The organism is Paraburkholderia sp. UCT31 (assembly GCF_014397655.1).
In the GTDB taxonomy this organism is placed as follows: domain Bacteria; phylum Pseudomonadota; class Gammaproteobacteria; order Burkholderiales; family Burkholderiaceae; genus Paraburkholderia; species Paraburkholderia tuberum.
Genome location: NZ_VZQP01000017.1, coordinates 40,213 through 59,833, shown reverse-complemented (window position 1 = coordinate 59,833; position 19,621 = coordinate 40,213). Strand labels below are relative to the sequence as shown.

The following is a 19,621-nucleotide window of genomic DNA, read 5'->3' as shown; positions in this document are numbered from 1 at the left end:
TCGCTGTCGTTGCCGCTGTCGCTGTCGCTTCATTCGCTGAGGTTCGCGCCGCATCGTAGGGTGCTGTCTTCGTATCAATGGTCCACACTTCATTCAACGCCCGGCATTTCTTCGCATGAAGCCCTCTTTCAAGTCGACGCCCGCGCTACGCATTACACTCGTTTGCAACACGGCCTGGGCAATCTATACATATCGGCAAGGGCTGATCCGCACGCTGATCGGGCGCGGCGTCGACGTGACGGTGCTCGCGCCGCGCGACCGCACGTTCGAGTTGCTCGCCGCGATGGGCTGCCGTTGCATCGAGCTGCCGATGGCGTCGAAAGGCACGAGTCCGGGCGAAGATCTGCGCACGCTCGTCGCGCTGTATCGGCAGTACAGGACCATCCGTCCGCATGTCGTGTTTCACTACACGATCAAGCCGAACATCTACGGCTCGATCGCGGCGAAGCTGGCTGGCGTGCAGTCGGTGGCGGTCACCACCGGGCTCGGCTACGTGTTCATCCAGCACAGCCGCGCCGCGCAGATCGCCAAAAGGCTGTATCGTTTTGCGTTCCGCTTTCCGCGTGAAGTGTGGTTCCTGAATCGCGACGATCAGGCCGCGTTCATCGACGGCAAGCTGCTCGTGCATCCGGAGCGCGCGCGGCTGTTGCACGGCGAGGGCGTCGATCTCGATCAGTTCGCGTTCACGCCGCTGCGCGAGCGCGCGCAGTTTCGCTTCGTGCTGATCGGGCGGCTGCTGTGGGACAAAGGTGTCGGCGAATACGTCGAGGCCGCGCGGCAATTGCGCGCGCGCTACCGCCACGCGCGCTTTCAGCTGCTCGGGCCGGTCGGCGTCGACAATCCGAGCGCGATCACGCGCGACGAAGTCGCCGCGTGGGAACAGGAAGGCGTGATCGAATATCTGGGCGAGGCGCACGACGTGCGGCCGTTCATCGCCGATGCCGATTGCGTGGTGCTGCCGTCGTATCGCGAAGGCGTGCCGCGCACGCTGATGGAAGCGTCGGCGATGGGCCGGCCGATCGTCGCGACCGACGTGCCCGGCTGCCGCGAGGTGGTGGCCGACGGCGTCAACGGCTTGTTGTGCGAAGCGCGCAATGCGCAGAGCCTCGCCGCGAGTCTCGCGCGCATGCTCGACATGAGCGGCGCGGAGCGGCGCACGATGGCGGAACGCGGCCGGCAGAAAGTCGCAACCGAATTCGACGAACGCATGGTCGTCGAAACGTACAAAGACCTGGTGCAAAAAATCACGGGTGTTTTACTTTAATGGGAGCAACAGCATGACCACGAAGGGCACGATTCTGGTAACGGGCGGCGCGGGCTTCATCGGCTCGCACACCTGCGTCGAACTGCTGAACGGCGGCTACGACGTCGTGGTGATCGACAACCTCGTGAACAGCAAGCGCGAATCGTTGCGGCGCATCGAGAAAATAACCGGCCGTGCGGTGAGCTTCTATGACGACGACGCGCGCGACGCGGCCGCGCTGCAGCGGATTTTCGATGCGCATCCGATCACCGGCGCGATCCATTTCGCGGCGCTGAAAGCGGTCGGCGAGTCGGTCGCGAAGCCGATCGAGTACTACGCGAACAACGTCGGCAGCCTGCTGACGCTGCTCGGCGTGATGCGCGATCGCAACGTCAAGCAGTTCGTGTTCAGTTCGTCGGCAACGGTGTACGGCGTGCCGAAGAGCTCGCCTATCGACGAATCGTTCCCGCTGTCGGCGACCAATCCGTATGGTCAATCGAAGCTGATCGCCGAGCAGATCCTGCGCGATCTCGAAGTGTCGGACCCATCGTGGCGCATCGCGACGCTGCGCTACTTCAATCCGGTCGGCGCGCATGAAAGTGGCCTGATCGGCGAAGATCCGGCCGGCATTCCGAACAACCTGATGCCGTACGTCGCACAGGTCGCGGTCGGCAAGCTCGACAAGCTGCGCGTGTTCGGCGGCGACTACGAGACGCCCGACGGCACCGGCGTGCGCGACTACATCCACGTGGTCGATCTCGCGCGCGGGCATCTCGCCGCGCTCGATGCGCTCGTCGAGCGCGATGCGAGCTTCGTCGTCAATCTCGGCACGGGCCAGGGCTATAGCGTGCTCGACGTGGTGCGCTCGTTCGAGAAGGCGTCGGGGCGGCCGGTGCCGTACGAGATCGTCGCGCGCCGCCCGGGCGACGTCGCGCAGTGTTTCGCGGACCCGAGCGCGGCCGAGAAAATCATCGGCTGGCGCGCGCAGTTCGGCATCGAGCGCATGTGCGCGGACCACTGGCGCTGGCAGTCGACGAATCCGCAGGGGTTTGCATAAAGCGCTTCGGCACCAGCGCATCCCGTTAAAAAAATGGCGGCGGCATTCGCGTAGCGCGGATGCCGCCGCCGTTTGCTTTGGCGCTCACCTCGTCAGAACGGTGAGCGCCGCGGCTGCTGAACGCGTTACGCCGTTGCCCCTTCCAGCTGGAACACCGCGACCGCATCACGCAACGCCATCGCATGCTCTTCCAGCGACTTCGCCGCGGCCGCCGCCTGCTCGACGAGCGCCGCGTTGTGCTGCGTGACCTCGTCGATCTGCGACACCGCCTTGTTGACCTGCTCGATGCCGTCGCTCTGTTCGAGCGCCGACGCCTCGATCTCGCTCATCACGCCGGTCACGCGCTCGACGGCCTTCAGCGCTTCCTGAATCGTCTTCTGCGCATCCGACACCAGCGAGGCACCCTCCTCGACCTTCGCCGCCGACTCGCCGATCAGCTCCTTGATCTCCTTGGCCGCCGCGCCCGAGCGCTGCGCGAGGCTGCGCACTTCCGAGGCGACCACCGCGAAGCCGCGTCCCTGCTCGCCCGCGCGCGCCGCTTCGACGGCCGCGTTCAACGCGAGAATGTTGGTCTGAAACGCGATCCCCTCGATCATGCCGATGATCTCCGTGACCTTGCGCGACGACTCGCTGATGCCGTCCATCGTCTCGGTCACGCGCGACACCACCTTGCCGCCGCGCGTGACCGTATCGAGCGCGCCGTGCGCGAGGCGGTTCGCCTGCCTGGCGTTGTCGGCGTTCTGTTTCACGGTCGCCGACAGCTGCTCCATGCTCGCCGCGGTCTGCTGCAGCGCGGCCGCCTGCTGCTCGGTGCGCGCCGACAGATCGGCATTGCCCGACGCGATTTCGTTCGCGCCCTGCGTGATCGCGCTCGTGCTGCCGCGCACCTTGCCGACCGTTTCCACGAGGCCGTCGCGCATCCGCGTCAGCGCGCCGAGCAGCTGGCCCATCTCGTTGCGCGATTTCACCTTGATCGCGACACTCAGGTCGCCGGCCGCGATGCGCTCGAAGTGCTTGACCGTCGCGTTGACCGGCTTGATGAGCGCCGACGACAACGCGACCCGAGCGCCCACCGCGATCACGAGCGCGATCACCGCGATCGCGCCGAACAGCACTGTCGCGAGCTGGAAGCGTCGCGCGCCGGTCGCGGCCTGCTGATGCTGATTGTCCATCTGCGCTTTTTCGAGCGCGTCGATCGCTTTCGAGTAGGACGCGTACAGGCTGTTCGCCGTGTCGCCCTGGATGTTGCGGAAGGTGTTGAAGTCGAAGTCGGTCAATGCCTTGAATTCCGGTTCGATCGCCTTGTCGACGAGCGCCGCGCGCGCGTCGCCGACGCTCTGCGCGAGCTTGCGCTCTGCGTCGCTCGCGAACGGGCCGGCCATGTAGTTGCGGAAGTCGTTGTTCGATTCAAGCAGCACCTTGTGCGCGGCCGGCAGCAGATCGTCGGTCTGCTTGCCGACGCTGAACAACGTCTGATAGGTGCCCAATTCGAGCTGCACCTGCAGAAGCTTCTCGGAACTCGCCTTCAGATGCGACAGCGCGACCGCACTGCGCTGGGTGTCGTCGAGGCTGTCGTTGGCGAGCTTCAGCGCGCCGTAGCCGACAGCGATCACCGTCAGAAGGAAGGCGACGAATACGCTGATCACGAGCGTCAGTCCGCCACGAATTGTGATGTTATTAAGCATTGGGTCTCCGGAACGCCTTTGTTGCGCGCGACTTACACTTCGTCGCATCCAGGTTTACGGTTGCGGCGCGCGCGCGCCGCATAGGGGGAATCCATGAGGAGCGAGCGCTCACGGGCCTGTGCGGGCCGCTTCGGTCTCGCTATCTGGGATTTTTTGCCGGCCTGGATGAAAGCTTCGCGCCCGTGCCGCGCGCCGGCCGACGCACGTTTCGTTTGTATAATTCCGCGTCTTCGCTCTGGCCCACTTTCATGCTTAGTTTTGCGCTCGGCTTTCTCGTCTCTCTGCTGATCACGCTGTTGATCGTGCGCTATGCGCATCTGCATGAAAAGTTCTCGACCGACACCGATCTGGCCGGCGTCCAGAAATTCCACGTGCGGCCGGTGCCGCGCATCGGCGGGACTGGGATTCTGGTCGGGCTGATCGTCTCCGCGGTGCAATTGCATCGCGCGTATCCGGCCGTATCGGGCAGCATTCTCGGGTTGATCGCGTGCGGCATGCCGGCGTTCGGCTCGGGGCTCGTCGAGGATCTGACCAAGCGTGTGTCGCCGCTCGCGCGCCTGATCTGCACGATGGCGGCCGCCGCGCTCGCCTGGTTCTTTCTCGACATCGCGGTCACGCGCATCAGCGTGCCGCCGCTCGACTTTCTGCTGTCCTATGCGGCGATCTCGTTCGTGGTCACGGTGCTCGCGGTCGCGGCGCTCGCCAATGCGATCAATATCATCGACGGCTTCAACGGCCTCGCGTCGATGGTCGCGTTCATGATGTTCGCGTCGCTCGCGTATGTGGCGTTCCAGGTGCACGACCCGGTCGTGCTGTCCGCGTCGTTCATGATGATGGGCGCGGTGCTCGGCTTCTTCATCTGGAACTTCCCGGCCGGGCTGATTTTTCTCGGCGACGGCGGTGCTTACTTCATCGGCTTCATGCTCGCCGAGCTGTCGATCCTGCTCGTGATGCGCAATCGCGACGTATCCGCGTGGTATCCGGTGCTGCTTTTCATGTACCCGATCTTCGAGACCTGCTTCTCGATCTACCGCAAGAAGTTCATTCGCGGCATGTCGCCGGGCATCCCGGATGGCGTGCATCTGCATATGCTGGTCTACAAGCGGCTGATGCGCTGGGCGGTCGGCGCGCGCACCGCGCGCGAGCTGACGCGCCGCAACTCGCTGACGTCGCCGTATCTGTGGCTGCTGTGCCTGATTGCGGTCGTGCCGGCGACGCTGTTCTGGCGGCACACGCTGCATCTGTTCTGCTTCGTCGTGGTGTTCGCGGCGACTTATGTGTGGCTTTACGTGAGCATCGTGAGGTTCAAGTCGCCGCGGTGGATGGTGGTGAGGAAGGGGAAGCGGTAAGCAGAAACGACAAAGGCTGAAAATCGGCTCACTCGGCTCGAAATGTAGCAATAAATCCTCTCTTCACGAGATTCCTCCAAATTCATCAATGCACGGGATAAACAAAAGCCCCGTCGCCGGGGCTTTCGTCTACCTCGTGCGATACCACCGCCATAGCTTCAGGATCGCCACATACGCCAGCGCCGCCACGATCAGTTCGATAGTCCCCCACACCATGTAATACAGGTCATCAGGGTCACGCACACCGAGCCAATCGGAAGCCGCCCAATATGCATTCGACTCGCTTTCTGTCCACTCGTACGGATACGGCCGGACATAAAGAACAGAGAGAACAAACAGCGCCAGAAACAACGTGACCTTGAACAGTCTACGGGCAAGTGTTGCCATATGTGATGACCTCAATTGTTCCGTAGGCCCGAAGCCCCGAAATGCCGGCAGGGATCGTCATGGTGCGCAGCAGCGCATTGCGGATTCTCATGAAATCGCTATGGCTCGGCAAGGTAATGCAACCAAGTGATGCGCCGTGCCCGCCTGCTGGATGCAACCGGAACTGCCCACGCTTGACACCATTGACCCAAGTGAAATCATCGACTAGTCCATCATCCCGATACAGGGCGAACCAGTCACCGTGATTCGACGGATGGCCGAAAACGGCATTCAACGCGTCTTTTCCCAATGCGTAAGCCTGTGAACGGATGCCACCAGTCGGACGGTCTACGATCCAGTATTTGCCGGCGGGAATCGGCCCCTTGCTAGGCACAGCCGTGCAGCCGCCCCGATTGCGGTATTGCCGGTCGCCAGAATAAGCGTCAAAGGTGCCGATGCCAGAAATGGTGAGCGGTGATAGTGGCTCGTTATTCACGAGGAATTTGCCGGTGTAGGCCATATGTCACACCTCCTGATTACGCTGGCTGTAGGTCATTGCGTCCTGCACAGGTTCCTCCCGTCGGGGAACCTTGACCGTAAGCGCGCGTGCCCCTGGCGCGCTACAGGTCGATTCCCGATTTGCCGCCTCCTTCGCCTGGGCGTGCGCGATGGTCGTCAACTCTCCTGAGCAAAAATAGAAAAGCCCCCTCCCCGGGGCTTTCGTCTACTTCGTGCGGTACCACCGCCATAGCTTCATGATCGCCACATACGCCAGCACCGCCACGATCAGTTCGATAGTCATCCACAGGCCGATATACAGGTTTTCGGGATCGCCGATACCTAGCACCTCCGAAGCGTGTATCCATGCACGCATCTCGGACTCGGTCCACCCATCGTCGTACGGCCGGACAAATCGGAATGACAGAAGGTACAGACCTATAAACAGCAGGACTTTAAGCACCCTTCGGACAGGTGTTGCCATATGTGCTGACCTCAATTGTTCCGTAGGCGCGGAGCCCCGAATTGCCGGCAGGGATCGTCATGGCGTGCAGGAGTGAGTTGCGGATTCTCAGGAAATCCGTACGGCTCGGCAGGGTAATGCAGCCAAGCGAAACACCCCGACCACCTGCCGGATGCAACCTGAAGTTTCCACGCCGCACGCCGTTGATCCATGTGTAATCGTCGATTAGCCCATCATCACGATACAGTGCAAACCATTCACTGTGATCGGTCGGGTGCGACGAGTAGTAATTGAACTCATCTTTTAACCACGTTTCTACCGCAGAGCGCACGCCGCCAGTAGGGCGCGGGACGATCCAGTACTTGCCAGCGGGGATCGGCCCGTTATTGGGAACCATTGTGCAGCCGCCCCGATTGCGGTATTGGCCGTTGCCGGAATAGGCGTCGAATGTGCCGATGCCATTAATGGTGAGCGGTGACAGCGGCGCGTTGTCCACGAGGAATTTGCCGAAGTAAGCCATGTTTCACGCCTCGTGATTGCGCTGGCTGCAGGTCATTGCGTCCTGCATAGGTTCCTCCCGTTGGTGAACCTTGACCGTAAGCGCGCGGGCCGCTGGCGCGCTACAGGTCGATTCCGGATTTGCCGCCTCTTGCGCCTGGACAAAAAAAAGCGCCACAGGGGCGCGCAATACCTTTGCATCACAGAAAAAGAGCCAACAGAGCCGCCACCTCAGCGGGAATGACATACCGGGCGGTGACGGTTCAATGCTAGGTGTATGTGCCGAGCGCAGGCTTCAGACGACTCCGAAAAGCCGGGGCGTGCGCGATGGTCGTCAACTCTCCTGGGCAAAAATAAAAAAGCCCCAGCATGTCTGTAGGGGCTCTTATCGATAAACATCCGACGGCCAATTTCAACGGGTCAAATGACCTGCCTTCGCGGGTACTGATTCAATGCTTCGACTACTCCGATGACTCGCGGCGGCGGAACGCCTACGACACCCGCGTCGCCGGCGCCACACTACGCAGCGTCGTCGCCGTCGCCGGCAGATACTCCGGCACCCAGCGCCGCAGATCGCGCCGCACTTCGTCGTCGGCCGGCACGCGATGCTGCATCAGCCACGGCAGCAGATTGTCGATCAGGCTGTCCGGCACCTCGCGCGCCTGCGCGATGCGCAGCTTCGGGTGCGGTGTGCGCGTGGTGGTTTCGTCGTCCGCGAGCAGTTCTTCGTAAAGCTTCTCGCCCGGACGCAAACCCGTGAACACGACGCGAATCTGCTCTTCGGTGAAACCGTACAGGCGGATCAGATCGTGCGCGAGATCGGCGATTCGCACCGGCTTGCCCATGTCGAGAATGAAAATCTCGCCGCCGCGCCCCATGCTCGACGCCTGCAACACGAGTTGCGACGCCTCCGGAATCGTCATGAAGAAACGCGTGATTTCCGGATGCGTGACGGTCACCGGCCCGCCGCGCGCGATCTGCTCCTGGAACTTCGGAATCACGCTGCCCGCGCTGCCGAGCACGTTGCCGAAGCGCACCGTCTCGAACTGCGTGCGCCGCGCGCCCTGCTGCTGCAGCGCCGAGCACGCCATCTCCGCGAGCCGCTTGCTCGCGCCCATCACGTTGGTCGGATTGACCGCCTTGTCGGTCGAGATCAGCACGAAATGCGCGACGTCGTGGCGGATCGCCGCGCGCGCGACGCGGTACGTGCCAAGCACGTTGTTGCGCACCGCCTGCCACGTGTTGACCTCTTCCATCAACGGCACATGCTTGTAGGCCGCCGCATGAAACACGATGTGCGGACAGTAGCGCGCCATCACCTGATCGAGCAGCAGCGAGTCCTTCACGTCGCCGACGATCGGCACCACCGACACTTCCGGATATTTGTCGCGCAGCTCTTCGTTCAGCCGATAGATCGAGAACTCGGAGATGTCGAACGCGACCAGTTGCACCGGACCGAAGCGCAGGATCTGCCGGCATAGCTCCGAGCCGATCGAGCCGCCCGCGCCCGTCACCATCACGACGCGGTTTTTCAGCAGCGCGGCGACGTGCTCGGTGTCGATCGTCACCGGGTCACGGCCGAGCAGGTCTTCGAGATCGATCTGCCGCACGCGCGACAGGAACGCCTGACCTTGCGTGAGCGGCGTGAGCGCGGGCAGCGTCATCGCGCGTACGCCGGCGCGCACGCACAGCGTGGCGATGCGCCGATGCGCCTCCACCGACGCCGACGGCACCGCGATGATCACATGCTCGACCTTCAGCTCCGTGCAGATTTTCTGCAGATCGCTGATCGCACCAACCACGCGATAGCCGTAGATTTCACGGCCCTGCTTGATCGGATCGTCGTCGAGCAGACCGACGAGGCGCCATTGGCCCGAGCGCTTCAGCTCGCGCACGAGATTCGCGCCGGCATTGCCCGCGCCGAGCACGAGCACCGGCTTGCCCTGGCCGACCAGTCCGCCGTAGCGATAGAACTCCTTGGCCGCGCGATACAGCGCGCGTGAGCCGCCCATCGTCAGGAACAGCAGCATCGGCGACACGATCAGCACCGAGCGCGGCACGACCGGCGCCGGCTGCAACAGCGCCGAGCCGATCACGACGACGAGCGCGCCGACGCCGATCGCTTTCGCGATCCGCACGAGATCGGGCAGGCTCGCGAACACCCACATGCCGCGATAGAGGCCGTAGCCGCGGAACATCACCGCGTAGATCAGCAGCACCCACACGAGCGCATGCAGCCCGCTCGACCAGAACGGCGCGGGCACCGGTCCGTTGAACCGGATCACATAGGCCAGCAGCCAGGCCATTGCCACCGCGCACAGGTCGAACGCAAACGCACTGAACGAAAGCCATCTGGCTTTGAAGCTTTTCATTGCGCAGAACCTCAGATTGGCCCGGAACGGGACACATGGCGCCGCCAGCGGCGATCAATACACAGCCCCGCGACGACCAGCACGGCAGCCCATGCGACGACAACCAGCCATTGATACAGAAGAGCCAATTGTAGCGCCCAAACAGCAAGTATTATGCCCGCCGCCATGAACAAATACCAAATCCACGCGGTCGATGCGTGCCCCAAACCCGACTGCACCAGTCTTTGATAGTAGTGTTCACGATGCGCCTGCCAAAATTTTTCACCGCGCAGCAGGCGCTTGAGCAGCGTGACCGACGCATCGCCGATGAACGGCGCGAAGCACAGTGCCGGAAACCACACCGGCCATACACCCTCGCGCCACCCCCAATAGCCGAGCGCGCCGGCCAGAAAGCCGAGCGGGATCGAGCCGGCGTCACCGAGAAAAATGCGCGCCGGGTGAAAGTTGAACAGCAGAAAGCCCGCGGCCGCGCCTGTGACGATCAGGCTCGCCGTCGCGAGCGCCGGGTCCGCCTGCGACGACAGCGAGGCGGCCACCGCATAGCCGCCGAAGCCGAACAGCGCCATGCCGCCCGCGAGGCCGTCCGAGCCGTCCATGAAGTTGTAGAGATTGACGAGCCACACGAGTAGAACCGCCATGCCCGCGAGCGCCCACCACGGCACGTCGGCCGGATAGACGGCGATCAGTGCCGCCACCGCCGCCGCATGACCGCCGAAGCGCACGCGTGCGGGCAGGCCACGTCGATCGTCGAGCTGCGATAGCGCCGCGAGCAGTGCCGCGGCAAGCGCGGGCAGCCACAGCGACGGCGCCGCCAGCGCGATCAGCAGCACCGCGACCGGCACGATGCCCCAGCCGCCGACGCGCGGCGTCGGGCGCGTGTGCAGCGAGCGGTCGTTGGGAATGTCGGTGGCGAGCCGCCACGCGAGGCCGGTGCGCAGCAGCGTCCACAGGATCGCCGCGCAGGCGGCGAGCGCGGCGACGCCCCACGGCAGTAGAGAGACGACGGAAGAGGCGGAGTGTGCAGCGAGCGGCATCGATAGCGTTAGCGGGTCAGGTCGGAGTCAAGGCGGGTTCAACCCGTGGTCAATGCGTTGAGCGATACCACGCCGCGGTTTCGAGCAGCCCATGCTCGACCGTATGCGGCGCAGACCAGTTCAGACATTCGCGGATATGCGAACTGTCGACGCGCAGCTCGCCGATCAATCGATCGATCTGCGCCGAGCGGCCGGTCAGGCGACCCGCGAGACGCAGCAGGCTGGCCGGCACCGGCACGAGCCGCGCGGGCACGTGAAGCTGCGTGGCCAGCAGACGCGCGAGTTCCGGCACGCTGAGGTCGCGGCCGTCAGTCACATGGAAGGTTTCGCCGGCCGCGCGCGGATCGTTCGCGCAATGCACGAGCGCGTCCGCGAGGTTATCGACGAACACGAGGCTGCGCAGCGCGCTGAGCGCGCCGAGCGGCAACGGAATGCCTCTCGCGACCGCGTTCATCAGCTGCAGGAAGTTCGCGCGCACGCGCGGCCCGTAGACCAGCGGCGGCCGCACCACGACGACTTCGAGACCCGTCGAGCGGCCGTAGTCGAACAGCGCGCGCTCGGCTTCCAGTTTCGAGATGCCATACGCATCGGACGGCGCGGGCTGATCCGTTTCAACGATCGGCCGGCCGCTGCTCGCCTCGCCCATCGCCTTGATGCTGCTGACGAACACGAAGCGTCTCGCGCCCGCGCGCCGCGCCGCGGCCGCGACGCGCAAGCTGCCCTCGACATTGGTCGCGCGATAGGCGGCGAGCGGCTCGGTCAGGGTCTCCCGCATCACGTGCACGCGCGACGCCAGATGGATCACCGCATCGCAAGTGAGCGCGACCGGCCAGCGCTGGTCGATGCCCGCAAAGTCTTCGGTATCGAGCAGCCATTCGCGCACGCCCTCGGCGGCCGTCTGCGGCCGGCGCACCACGCCAGTCACGCGATCGCCCCGCCGCAGCAACGCGCGCGACACCGCCTGGCCGACGAAACCGTTGGCGCCGGTGACGAGGATCTGCAGACTCATCGCAATGCTCCGTCATGCACTTCGCGGCGTACGATTACGCCCACGCCATGCCGCGCGACCCACGCAAACAGACGATCGCCGTCAGGACTCGACGCGGCCGCAAACGGCGGGAAAGGCGGATCAGACACGATACAATCTGGCATCGGCGGTGCTTTCTCAGGAAGTCTGGCTGGGAACGTATTGTATTCGGGCCGTGATAATAAAACGGACCTGCGCCTGCTGGCGCGTCGTTCGTACACTTCGTAACAACTCAAACATATTCGCGCATGTGGAATTCGTGGTATCGATCCGACTTGCTCGACAACCGCACACGCCGGCCTGCTCGCTGGCCGTGCGATCAGGCCCCGGCCCGCGCACCGGCAAGTCCGCGCCTGAAGGCCGCGCAAGCGCGCGGCGAGCATCCACATGAATGCCCCGAAACCTGCCGGTCTTGCTGCCATGTTCGCGCGTTACGCGCAGCGGCGTGCCGCGACGTGCTGGTCTGAAGAAAAGAACTGTTTGAGCGACTAGAGTCCCACCTATGAAAGTGCTGTTCGCCACCTACCCGATGGCTTTCCATACCCCCGGCGGCGGAGAAATCCAATTGCTTGCGTATCACAAGCATCTGCCCGCGCATGGCGTCGACGTTACGCTGTTCGATCCGTGGAAGCCGCGTTTTCTAGAACACGACGTGGTGCATTTCTTCTCGTGCGTCGGTGGCTCGGTGCACTTCTGCAACTTCGTCAAGCAACTCGGCTTGCCGCTCGTCGTGTCGTCGAGTTTGTGGGTGACGGAGGAAACCAGGCATCTCTATCCGATCGGCGAGATCCGCCATCAGTTTTCTCTCGCGGACCGCGTGGTCGCAAACTCCGAGATCGAATGCGACACGCTCGCTCGCATCTTCGATCTGCCGCGCGAGAAGTTCGCGAGCGTGTTGAACGGCGTCGAACAGAGCTTTTACGAGCCGGTCGCGGCGGAGCCGTTCCGCCGTGAATCCGGCATCGAGGGCCGCTTCATCCTGAACGTCGGCAACATCGAGCCGCGCAAGAACCAGCTCGCGCTGATCCGGGCGATGAAGTCGTTCCCCGACCTGAAGCTTGTCCTGATCGGCCATCAGCGCGATCCCGAGTATGCGAAGGCATGCTTCGACGAGGGTGGCGGCCAGGTCGTCTACGCCGGCACGCTGCCCCACGATTCGCCGCTGCTGCGCTCCGCCTACGCGGCCTGCGAAGCGTTCGTGCTGCCGAGCACGCTCGAAACGCCGGGGCTCGCCGCGCTCGAAGCGCATGCCGCCGGCGCGCGCATCGCGGTGACAAAAGTTGGCTCTACCCAAGAATATTTCGCGCAGCACGTTGCCTACCTGGATCCGTTCGACGTCGACAGCATCACCGGATCGATTCGCTCGGCGCTCGCGCAACCGCGCGGCGCTGCCGCTGCTCCGACGCGCGATCTGACCTGGCAGGCCGTCCTGTCGCCCTTGAAAGACCTCTACGATTCCCTGCTGACGAAATGACAAAACCCGTGACGAACCTCATGAAGAACTTCGAACTTCGTCCCTTGAATAACGTCGAGGCGTCCTCGAATTCCGGGTTCGCCTGGAACGCGACGAACGGCGATCCGCAGTTCGAGCTGACGGGATGGGAAGAGCTGTCGGGTCGCGCCGCGCGTATTTCGTTCGAGCTCGCGAAAGAAGACATGCCGGCCTCGCCATGCATGATCTATTTCGACGCGGGCGCGGGCATGTCGGAGCACGCGACGATCGGCCTCGTGGTCGACGCTGACGGCAAGGTGGATCAGGTCGTCGCGTTTCCGCCGCTCGTCGGTCCGTTGCGCCTCGATCCGATCGCGCGCGCGGGACTGTTTTCGATCACCGGCTTCAACGTCGAACTGGTGGCCGACGCCGACTGCCCGACGGAACTGCTCGAACGCGCGCGCCGGATGGCGTCGTGGGGCGGCGGCGCTCAGCCCGCGCCGGCGCCAACCGTGGGTCACACGTATCAGGAATGGATCGAGCGGCACGAGCCGCCCGCGTCGCATTACCCGGAACTGCGCGCGCGCTCGAAGGCGTGGGCGCTGCAACCGCTGATCAGCATCGTGATGCCGACCTACAACACGCCGGCCAGGTGGCTGCGCATGGCGATCGATTCGGTCGTCGACCAGGTCTACGAGAATTGGGAATTCTGCATCGCCGACGACTGCTCGACGAACCCCGAGGTCAAGCAGGTGCTCGACAGCTACGCCGCCAAAGATCCGCGCATCAAGGTCGCGTACCGCACGACGAACGGCCACATCAGCAACTCCAGCAACACGGCGCTCGAGCTTGCCGTCGGCGAATTCGTCGGCCTGCTCGACCACGACGACGAATTGCATCCGCTCGCGCTCTACTGCGTCGCCGAGCTGATCAACGCGCATCCGGACGCGACGGTGATCTACAGCGACGAAGACAAGATCTCGATCGACGGGGTCCGCTCGGACCCGTACTTCAAATGCGACTTCAACTACGATCTGTTCCTGAGCCAGAACATGATCTCGCATTTCGGCGTCTACAAGACTTCGGTCATGAAGGAGGTCGGCGGCTTCAGAACCGGCTTCGAAGGCTCGCAGGACTACGACCTCGCGCTGCGCGTGATCGACCGCGCGGGTCATCACACGGTGTATCACGTGCCGCGCGCGCTGTACCACTGGCGCATGATCCCCGAGAGCACGGCGGCCGGCCATGAAGCCAAGCCGTACGCGCATATCGCGGCGATGCGCGCGCTCGACGAACACCTCGCGCGCAACGGCATCAACGCCCACACCGAGCACGCGCCGGGCACGGACGCCTTCAATAAGGTCGTGTACGACTTGCCCGAGGTGCTGCCGTCGGTGGAGATCATCATTCCGACGCGCGATTCCGCCGGACTCGTCGAGCAATGCGTGGAATCGGTGCGGCAGAAATCGAGCTACCCGAACTTCCGCATCACGATCATCGACAACGGCTCGCTCAAGCAGGAAACGCACGACCTGTTCGCGCGCCTGCAAGAGGACGAGCGCATCAAGGTCGTGCGCGACGATTCGCCGTTCAACTACTCGGCGCTGAACAACCGCGTCGCGCTCGCGAGCACGGCGGACTTCGTCTGTCTGATGAACAACGACATCGAAGTGATCAACGCCGACTGGCTCGAGGAAATGGTGTCGGTCGCGCTGCAGGCTAAGGTCGGCGCGGTCGGCGCGAAACTGCTGTATCCGGACGACACGATCCAGCATGGCGGCGTGGTGCTCGGCGTCGGCGGGATTGGGAGCCATGCGCACAAGCACTTCCCCAATTCGCACCCCGGCTACTTCGCGCGCGCACGCCTGCGCAACGTGATGTGCGCGGTGACCGCCGCGTGCCTGCTGATCCGCCAGTCGATCTACAAGGAAGTCGGCGGCCTCGACGAACAGTTACACGTCGCTTACAACGACATCGATTTTTGCCTGCGTGTGCGGCAAGCGGGCTACCGCAATGTGTGGACGCCCTACGCGGAGCTTTATCATCACGAATCGGCAACCCGCGGCGCCGAAGACACACCGGAAAAAATCAGCCGCTTCAACCAGGAATCTGAGTTGGTCAGACAGCGCTGGGAGCATCTGTTGATGAACGATCCCTGCTATTCACCCAATCTGACACTGACTGCCGACGATTTTTCCTTTGCTTGGCCTTCAAGGATTGCAAATCTTGATTAATCTGGGACCCAAAAAAAACAAGACCGGATGGCTGGCGGAGTACCGCCATCCATCGCCAGGGGAACTGTTCTGCCTGCCGAGCGCGATCTACTTTCTGATGAAGTTCAGAGCCGATCTCGCGCGCTTCAATTCCAAAGTGCTGGATGACCGCGTCACGCTGTATTTCTGGTGGGAAATGTCGGCGCGCGAAACGTATCCGGACTTCAACTGGGTGCTGCGGCAGGAAGACCTCGAATATTTGCGTCAGCTCGACAACGACACGCTGATCGAGCGGCATCCGGACGCCGTCACGTACTGGCTCTGCTCGACCAAACCGAGCGTGCTCGATGCGAAGCATCTGAGCGAGACGCTGCACGAGCCCGTCACCGTGCTCGAAGAAGCCGGCCTGCAATTGCCGAAGCTGATGACGACGGTCGTGCGCAATCGCGGCGATCTGTCCCAGGCATTCAACCTGAACACGCTGACCGGCTATCTGAACTGCCTCGACTGGTGGGAGCAGTACGGTCAGGTCACCTGCCCGCGCGTGACGTGGCGTCCGCCGATCGCGTGGCCCGGGCTGCTGGAACCGATCGAGGCGCCCGACTCCAGCGCGATGCCGTTTCCGCGCTTCCTCGCGCTGATCACGACCGAGCGGCCCGATCTGCGCAGCGCGTTCAATCTGAACAGCTTCACCTCGCGGCTCAACGCGCTCAGCTGGTGGGAAGACCACGGCCAGCGCGAGTATCCGCGCATCAAGTGGTCGCAGCCGCCGATCGGCGGCTTCATGCTCGAGCCCGAAGCGCTTCCCGCGGACGGTGGCCCTTACGTGCCGCGCTTCCTGTGCGAGATCTACAAGGACCGGCCGGACCTGCAGGCGACCTTCACGCTGCAGTCCTTCCGCGGGCGGCTCAGCTGTCTGTCGTGGTGGATCGAACACGGCCAGCATCAGTACCACGCGATCAAATGGGTGCCGCCCACGCCCTCCGCCGTGATGTTCGAGCCCGAATTTGGCTCGCACGCCGACTGGCTACCGGTGCCGCGCTTCCTGCGGCTGCTGCACGGTGAGCGCCGGGACCTGCAGGAGCTCTGCTCGCTCGACAGCTTCACCGGGCGCCTGAAGTGCCTGTCGTGGTGGATCGAGCACGGGCAGCACCAGTATCCGGCGATTCACTGGGGCATCCCGCCGTTGCCCGACACCCTGTTCAGGATGGAAGCCGGCGAGCAAGGCGCGCTGCCGCTGCTGCCGCGCTTTCTGCCGCTGATCTGGAACGAGCGGCCCGACCTGCAGGCGTCGTTCAACCTGAGCAGCTTCCGCGAGCGGCTCGCGTTCATTTCGTGGTGGGAAAAGCACGGGCACAGCGAGTACTACGCGATCGAATGGTCGCCGACGCATCTCGCCGAAGAACGCGAGGGCGAATGGGTGCCGCCCACCACACCCGCATTGATGTTCGAGCCCGAATGGGGCACGCACGCCGACTGGCTGCCGGTGCCGCGCTTCCTGCGGCTGTTGCATGACGAGCGCCAGGATCTGCAGGAGCTCTGCTCGCTCGACACCTTCACCGGGCGTCTGAAGTGCCTGTCGTGGTGGATCGAACACGGGCAGCACCAGTATCCGGCGCTTCACTGGGCCATCCCGCCGTTGCCCGACAGCCTGTTCGGCGCGCAAGCCGGCGAGCAAGGCGCGCTGCCGCTGCTGCCGCGCTTTCTGCTGCTGATCTGGAACGAGCGGCCCGACCTGCAGGCATCGTTCAACCTGAACAGCTTCAGCGAACGGCTCGGCTTCATCTCCTGGTGGGACAAGCACGGGCACGACGAGTACTACGCGGTCAAATGGACGCCGACTCATCTGGCCGAAGAGCTCGCGAGAATCGACGACGAGCAGCCGGCGGACGACACCTTGCTGCCGCGCTTCCTGACGATGATCGCGAATGACCGCCCGGATCTGCGCGAAGTGTACGACCTGAACACCGCGGATGGCCGCGACCAGCTCGTGCGCTGGTGGAACGAATGGGCGTCGACCGAATATCCGCTGGTCGGCTCGCTGAAGGTGCGCTGGACCGACAGCGCCGACGACGAAGCCGATGACGACGCGCACGAGCCCGCGCGCTATCACGCGCGCGTCGAAGGCATCGGCTACGACTTCGGCGTCAACATAATCGGCTTCCCGCAAGGCGTGCTCGGCCTCGGCGAAGACGCGCGCATGGCCGCCCGCGTACTGCAACTGTCGTCGACGCCGGTCACGCTGCTCAATGCGCCGATGGCGGGACCCGCGCGCCTCGAACACTCGGTCGATCATCTGATCAGCGACGAGCTCAAGTACAACATCAGCCTGATCTGCCTGCCGGCGCCCGAAATGGTGCGGCTCGCGCTGGAAGGCGGCCGCAGCCTGATCGACGCGCCCACGCACAAGATCGGCGCATGGCCATGGGAACTGCCCCACTGGCCGAACGCGTTCGGCAACGTGCATCAGATGGTCGACGAAATCTGGGCGCAGAGCCGCTTCGTGCAGAGCGTCTACAGCCGGCTCGGCAACACGCCGGTCTACCAGATGCCGATGGCGGTCGAGGTCCCCGCGCCGCTCGAGCCGAAGCGCGAGCGCTTTGGCCTGCCGGCCAACGAGTTCCTGTTCTACCTGATGTTCGACGGCAACTCGTGGCTGAGCCGCAAGAATCCGGTCGCCGGCGTGCAGGCGTTCAAGCAGGCGTTCGGCGACAGCTCCCCGGGCGTCGGGCTCGTCATCAAGGCGATGAACGTGCGCGACGACGACCCGGTGTGGCGCGCCGTGCTCGACCTTGTCGCGGGCGATAGCCGCATTCACATCGTGTCCGAGCGCCTGAGCCGCCAGGACTCGACCGACTTCATGGCCTGCTGCGACGCCTACATTTCGCTGCACCGTAGCGAAGGCTTCGGCCGCGTGATCGCGGAGGCGATGGCGTTGGGGCAGCCGGTCGTGGTCACGAACTTCTCGGGCAACGTCGACTTTTGCGAACCCGACACCGCGTTCCTCGTGGATGGCGAACTCGTGCCGCTGCGCCCCGGCGACTACCTGTTCGCCGAAGGTCAGTACTGGTGCGATCCGGAGGTATCGATCGCGGCGGAACAGCTCAAACGCATGATCGACGATGCGCCACTCCGTGAGCGCATCGCACTGGCGGGGAAGGCGCGCATGGAGCGCGACTACTCAGTTGAGGCAGTCGCACGCGCGTATGCGCGACGGTTGAACGACATTGCGGAGGCGAAGACGATATGACGCTGCGGGTATGTGCTCCGGACATTTTCTCGGGCGATGCGGTGGGTAACCACTGCATCGGTTTCGTACGCATGGCTGAACGTCTCGGCATGAGGGCCGAGCTGTATGCAAGCGGTTTCGAGGAGGGAACGAATGGAGTGCGCCCGCTTGACGCATTATTCGAAGAGGTCACTCGCGACGATGTGGTTCTGCTGAGTTACTCGATCTACGATCCGTACCTCGAGCGGATACTCGCGCTCGATTGCAGGAAGATCTGCTACATCCACGGCGTGACGGACCCGCAGTTGCTGCGCGCGCTCGAACCGCGCACCGCACAGTTGTGCGAGAAGGCACTCGCGCAACTGCCGCTGCTCGCGCACTTCGACACCGTCGTCGCGAATTCGCGCAGCACGGCGGCGAGCGTCGCCGGCATCGTCGCGGCGGACGCCATCAAGGTCGTGCCGCCGATCTTTCCCGACATGTACGTGTTCCGGCGCGAAGGACCGCGCAAGGGCCGCAAGCGCCCTGAGCCGAACCTGCTGATGGTGGGCCGGGTGGTGCCGCATAAACGCATCGAGGACGGCATCGAGATTCTGTCGCTGCTGAAGCAGCGTGATTTCGGCGCGACGCTGAGCATCGTCGGCAGCACGCCGAACTACGATTACCTGAAATTTCTGATCAATCACGCGCGGCGTCTCGGCGTGCTCGAGCAGGTCGACTTCAAGGGCATGCTCGACGACGCCGATCTGTTCGAGTGCTACGAATCCACCCACGCGTTGCTCGCGATGAGCCGCCACGAGGGCTTCTGCGTGCCGGTGCTCGAAGCGATGCATTACGGCAAGCCCGTATTCGTGCGTGGCGGCACGGCCGCTCAGGAGATTTGCCCGCCCGACTGCGTGTTCGACGCCCATGCCGAACTCGCCGCCTGGATACCCGTGATCACGCAGCGCCTCGGCCATACCCACGGCCGCTGTCCGATCGACACGGCCTTCGTCAAACACGCCGACGGTGTGCTGCAACGTGCCAGCGACGAGGTATGGCGCAAGATCTTCGTCGGCGCCGGGGTCGGCATGGCGGCCGCGTCGACGCATGCGCGCGGGGGTACGGCGGCCGTTTCGCTGAAAAGAGATAGATAGTCAGCGCCGCCGCTCACCA

The 19,621-nt window shown here is 63.8% G+C and carries 15 protein-coding genes; 7 read left to right on the top strand and 8 right to left on the bottom strand.

Annotation, left to right across the window (positions count from 1 at the left end; all coding sequences use genetic code 11):
- The first annotated feature begins 115 nt into the window (after nt 1-115).
- Nucleotides 116-1,264, top strand: a complete 1,149-nt coding sequence (locus F6X40_RS16365) for a glycosyltransferase family 4 protein (protein WP_187628531.1) — start codon at nt 116-118, stop codon at nt 1,262-1,264.
- A gap of 13 nt (nt 1,265-1,277) precedes the next feature.
- Nucleotides 1,278-2,300, top strand: coding sequence for a UDP-glucose 4-epimerase GalE (gene galE, locus F6X40_RS16360; RefSeq protein ID WP_184020893.1), 1,023 nt, complete (start codon nt 1,278-1,280; stop codon nt 2,298-2,300).
- 125 nt (nt 2,301-2,425) lie between these two features.
- Here the strand turns inward: galE and F6X40_RS16355 are convergent, their stop codons facing one another.
- Nucleotides 2,426-3,985, bottom strand: a complete 1,560-nt coding sequence (locus F6X40_RS16355) for a methyl-accepting chemotaxis protein (RefSeq protein ID WP_187628530.1) — start codon at nt 3,983-3,985, stop codon at nt 2,426-2,428.
- 248 nt (nt 3,986-4,233) lie between these two features.
- Here F6X40_RS16355 and F6X40_RS16350 point away from each other — a divergent pair, with 248 nt between their 5' ends.
- Nucleotides 4,234-5,334: an MraY family glycosyltransferase gene (locus tag F6X40_RS16350; protein WP_090803345.1), complete on the top strand. Its 1,101-nt coding sequence runs from the start codon at nt 4,234-4,236 to the stop codon at nt 5,332-5,334.
- Nucleotides 5,335-5,463: 129 nt separating this feature from the next.
- Here F6X40_RS16350 and F6X40_RS16345 read toward each other — a convergent pair whose 3' ends face one another.
- The 7 genes from F6X40_RS16345 to F6X40_RS16315 form a co-directional block, all read right to left on the bottom strand.
- Nucleotides 5,464-5,721 (bottom strand): hypothetical protein, encoded by a 258-nt coding sequence (locus F6X40_RS16345; RefSeq protein WP_187628529.1) that lies wholly within the window; start codon nt 5,719-5,721, stop codon nt 5,464-5,466.
- Entirely contained in the window at nt 5,702-6,220 is a 519-nt protein-coding gene (locus F6X40_RS16340; RefSeq protein WP_184065197.1) for a DUF2778 domain-containing protein, read from the bottom strand. The genes F6X40_RS16345 and F6X40_RS16340 overlap by 20 nt, the downstream gene beginning before the upstream one ends.
- Nucleotides 6,221-6,424: 204 nt before the next feature.
- Nucleotides 6,425-6,574, bottom strand: coding sequence for a hypothetical protein (locus F6X40_RS43230; RefSeq protein ID WP_316251815.1), 150 nt, complete (start codon nt 6,572-6,574; stop codon nt 6,425-6,427).
- A 79-nt stretch (nt 6,575-6,653) separates the two neighbouring features.
- A complete protein-coding gene (locus F6X40_RS16330) occupies nt 6,654-7,181 on the bottom strand; it encodes a DUF2778 domain-containing protein (protein WP_187628528.1) in 528 nt (175 codons plus the stop codon).
- 469 nt (nt 7,182-7,650) lie between these two features.
- Nucleotides 7,651-9,531 carry a polysaccharide biosynthesis protein gene (locus F6X40_RS16325; RefSeq protein WP_090803332.1) on the bottom strand — a complete coding sequence of 627 codons (1,881 nt, stop codon included), beginning with the start codon at nt 9,529-9,531 and terminating at the stop codon, nt 7,651-7,653.
- Nucleotides 9,532-9,542: 11 nt separating this feature from the next.
- On the bottom strand, nt 9,543-10,565 hold the full coding sequence (locus F6X40_RS16320) for an MraY family glycosyltransferase (protein WP_187628527.1): 1,023 nt from the start codon (nt 10,563-10,565) through the stop codon (nt 9,543-9,545).
- Nucleotides 10,566-10,614: 49 nt separating this feature from the next.
- A complete protein-coding gene (locus F6X40_RS16315) occupies nt 10,615-11,574 on the bottom strand; it encodes an NAD-dependent epimerase/dehydratase family protein (RefSeq protein WP_187628526.1) in 960 nt (319 codons plus the stop codon).
- 520 nt (nt 11,575-12,094) lie between these two features.
- Between F6X40_RS16315 and F6X40_RS16310 the strand changes: the two genes are divergently transcribed.
- From F6X40_RS16310 to F6X40_RS16295, 4 genes are read left to right on the top strand one after another with little or no spacing between them, the layout of a single operon-like run.
- Nucleotides 12,095-13,066, top strand: coding sequence for a glycosyltransferase (locus F6X40_RS16310; protein WP_187628525.1), 972 nt, complete (start codon nt 12,095-12,097; stop codon nt 13,064-13,066).
- On the top strand, nt 13,063-15,258 hold the full coding sequence (locus tag F6X40_RS16305; protein WP_187628524.1) for a glycosyltransferase family 2 protein: 2,196 nt from the start codon (nt 13,063-13,065) through the stop codon (nt 15,256-15,258). The genes F6X40_RS16310 and F6X40_RS16305 overlap by 4 nt, the downstream gene beginning before the upstream one ends.
- The gene (locus F6X40_RS16300; RefSeq protein WP_187628523.1) at nt 15,251-18,487 is read left to right on the top strand and encodes a glycosyltransferase family 4 protein; all 3,237 of its coding nucleotides are present in this window, start codon (nt 15,251-15,253) and stop codon (nt 18,485-18,487) included. The genes F6X40_RS16305 and F6X40_RS16300 overlap by 8 nt, the downstream gene beginning before the upstream one ends.
- Complete coding sequence (locus tag F6X40_RS16295) at nt 18,484-19,602, top strand: glycosyltransferase (RefSeq protein WP_187628522.1); 1,119 nt, start codon at nt 18,484-18,486, stop codon at nt 19,600-19,602. The genes F6X40_RS16300 and F6X40_RS16295 overlap by 4 nt, the downstream gene beginning before the upstream one ends.
- Nucleotides 19,603-19,621: the final 19 nt, after the last annotated feature.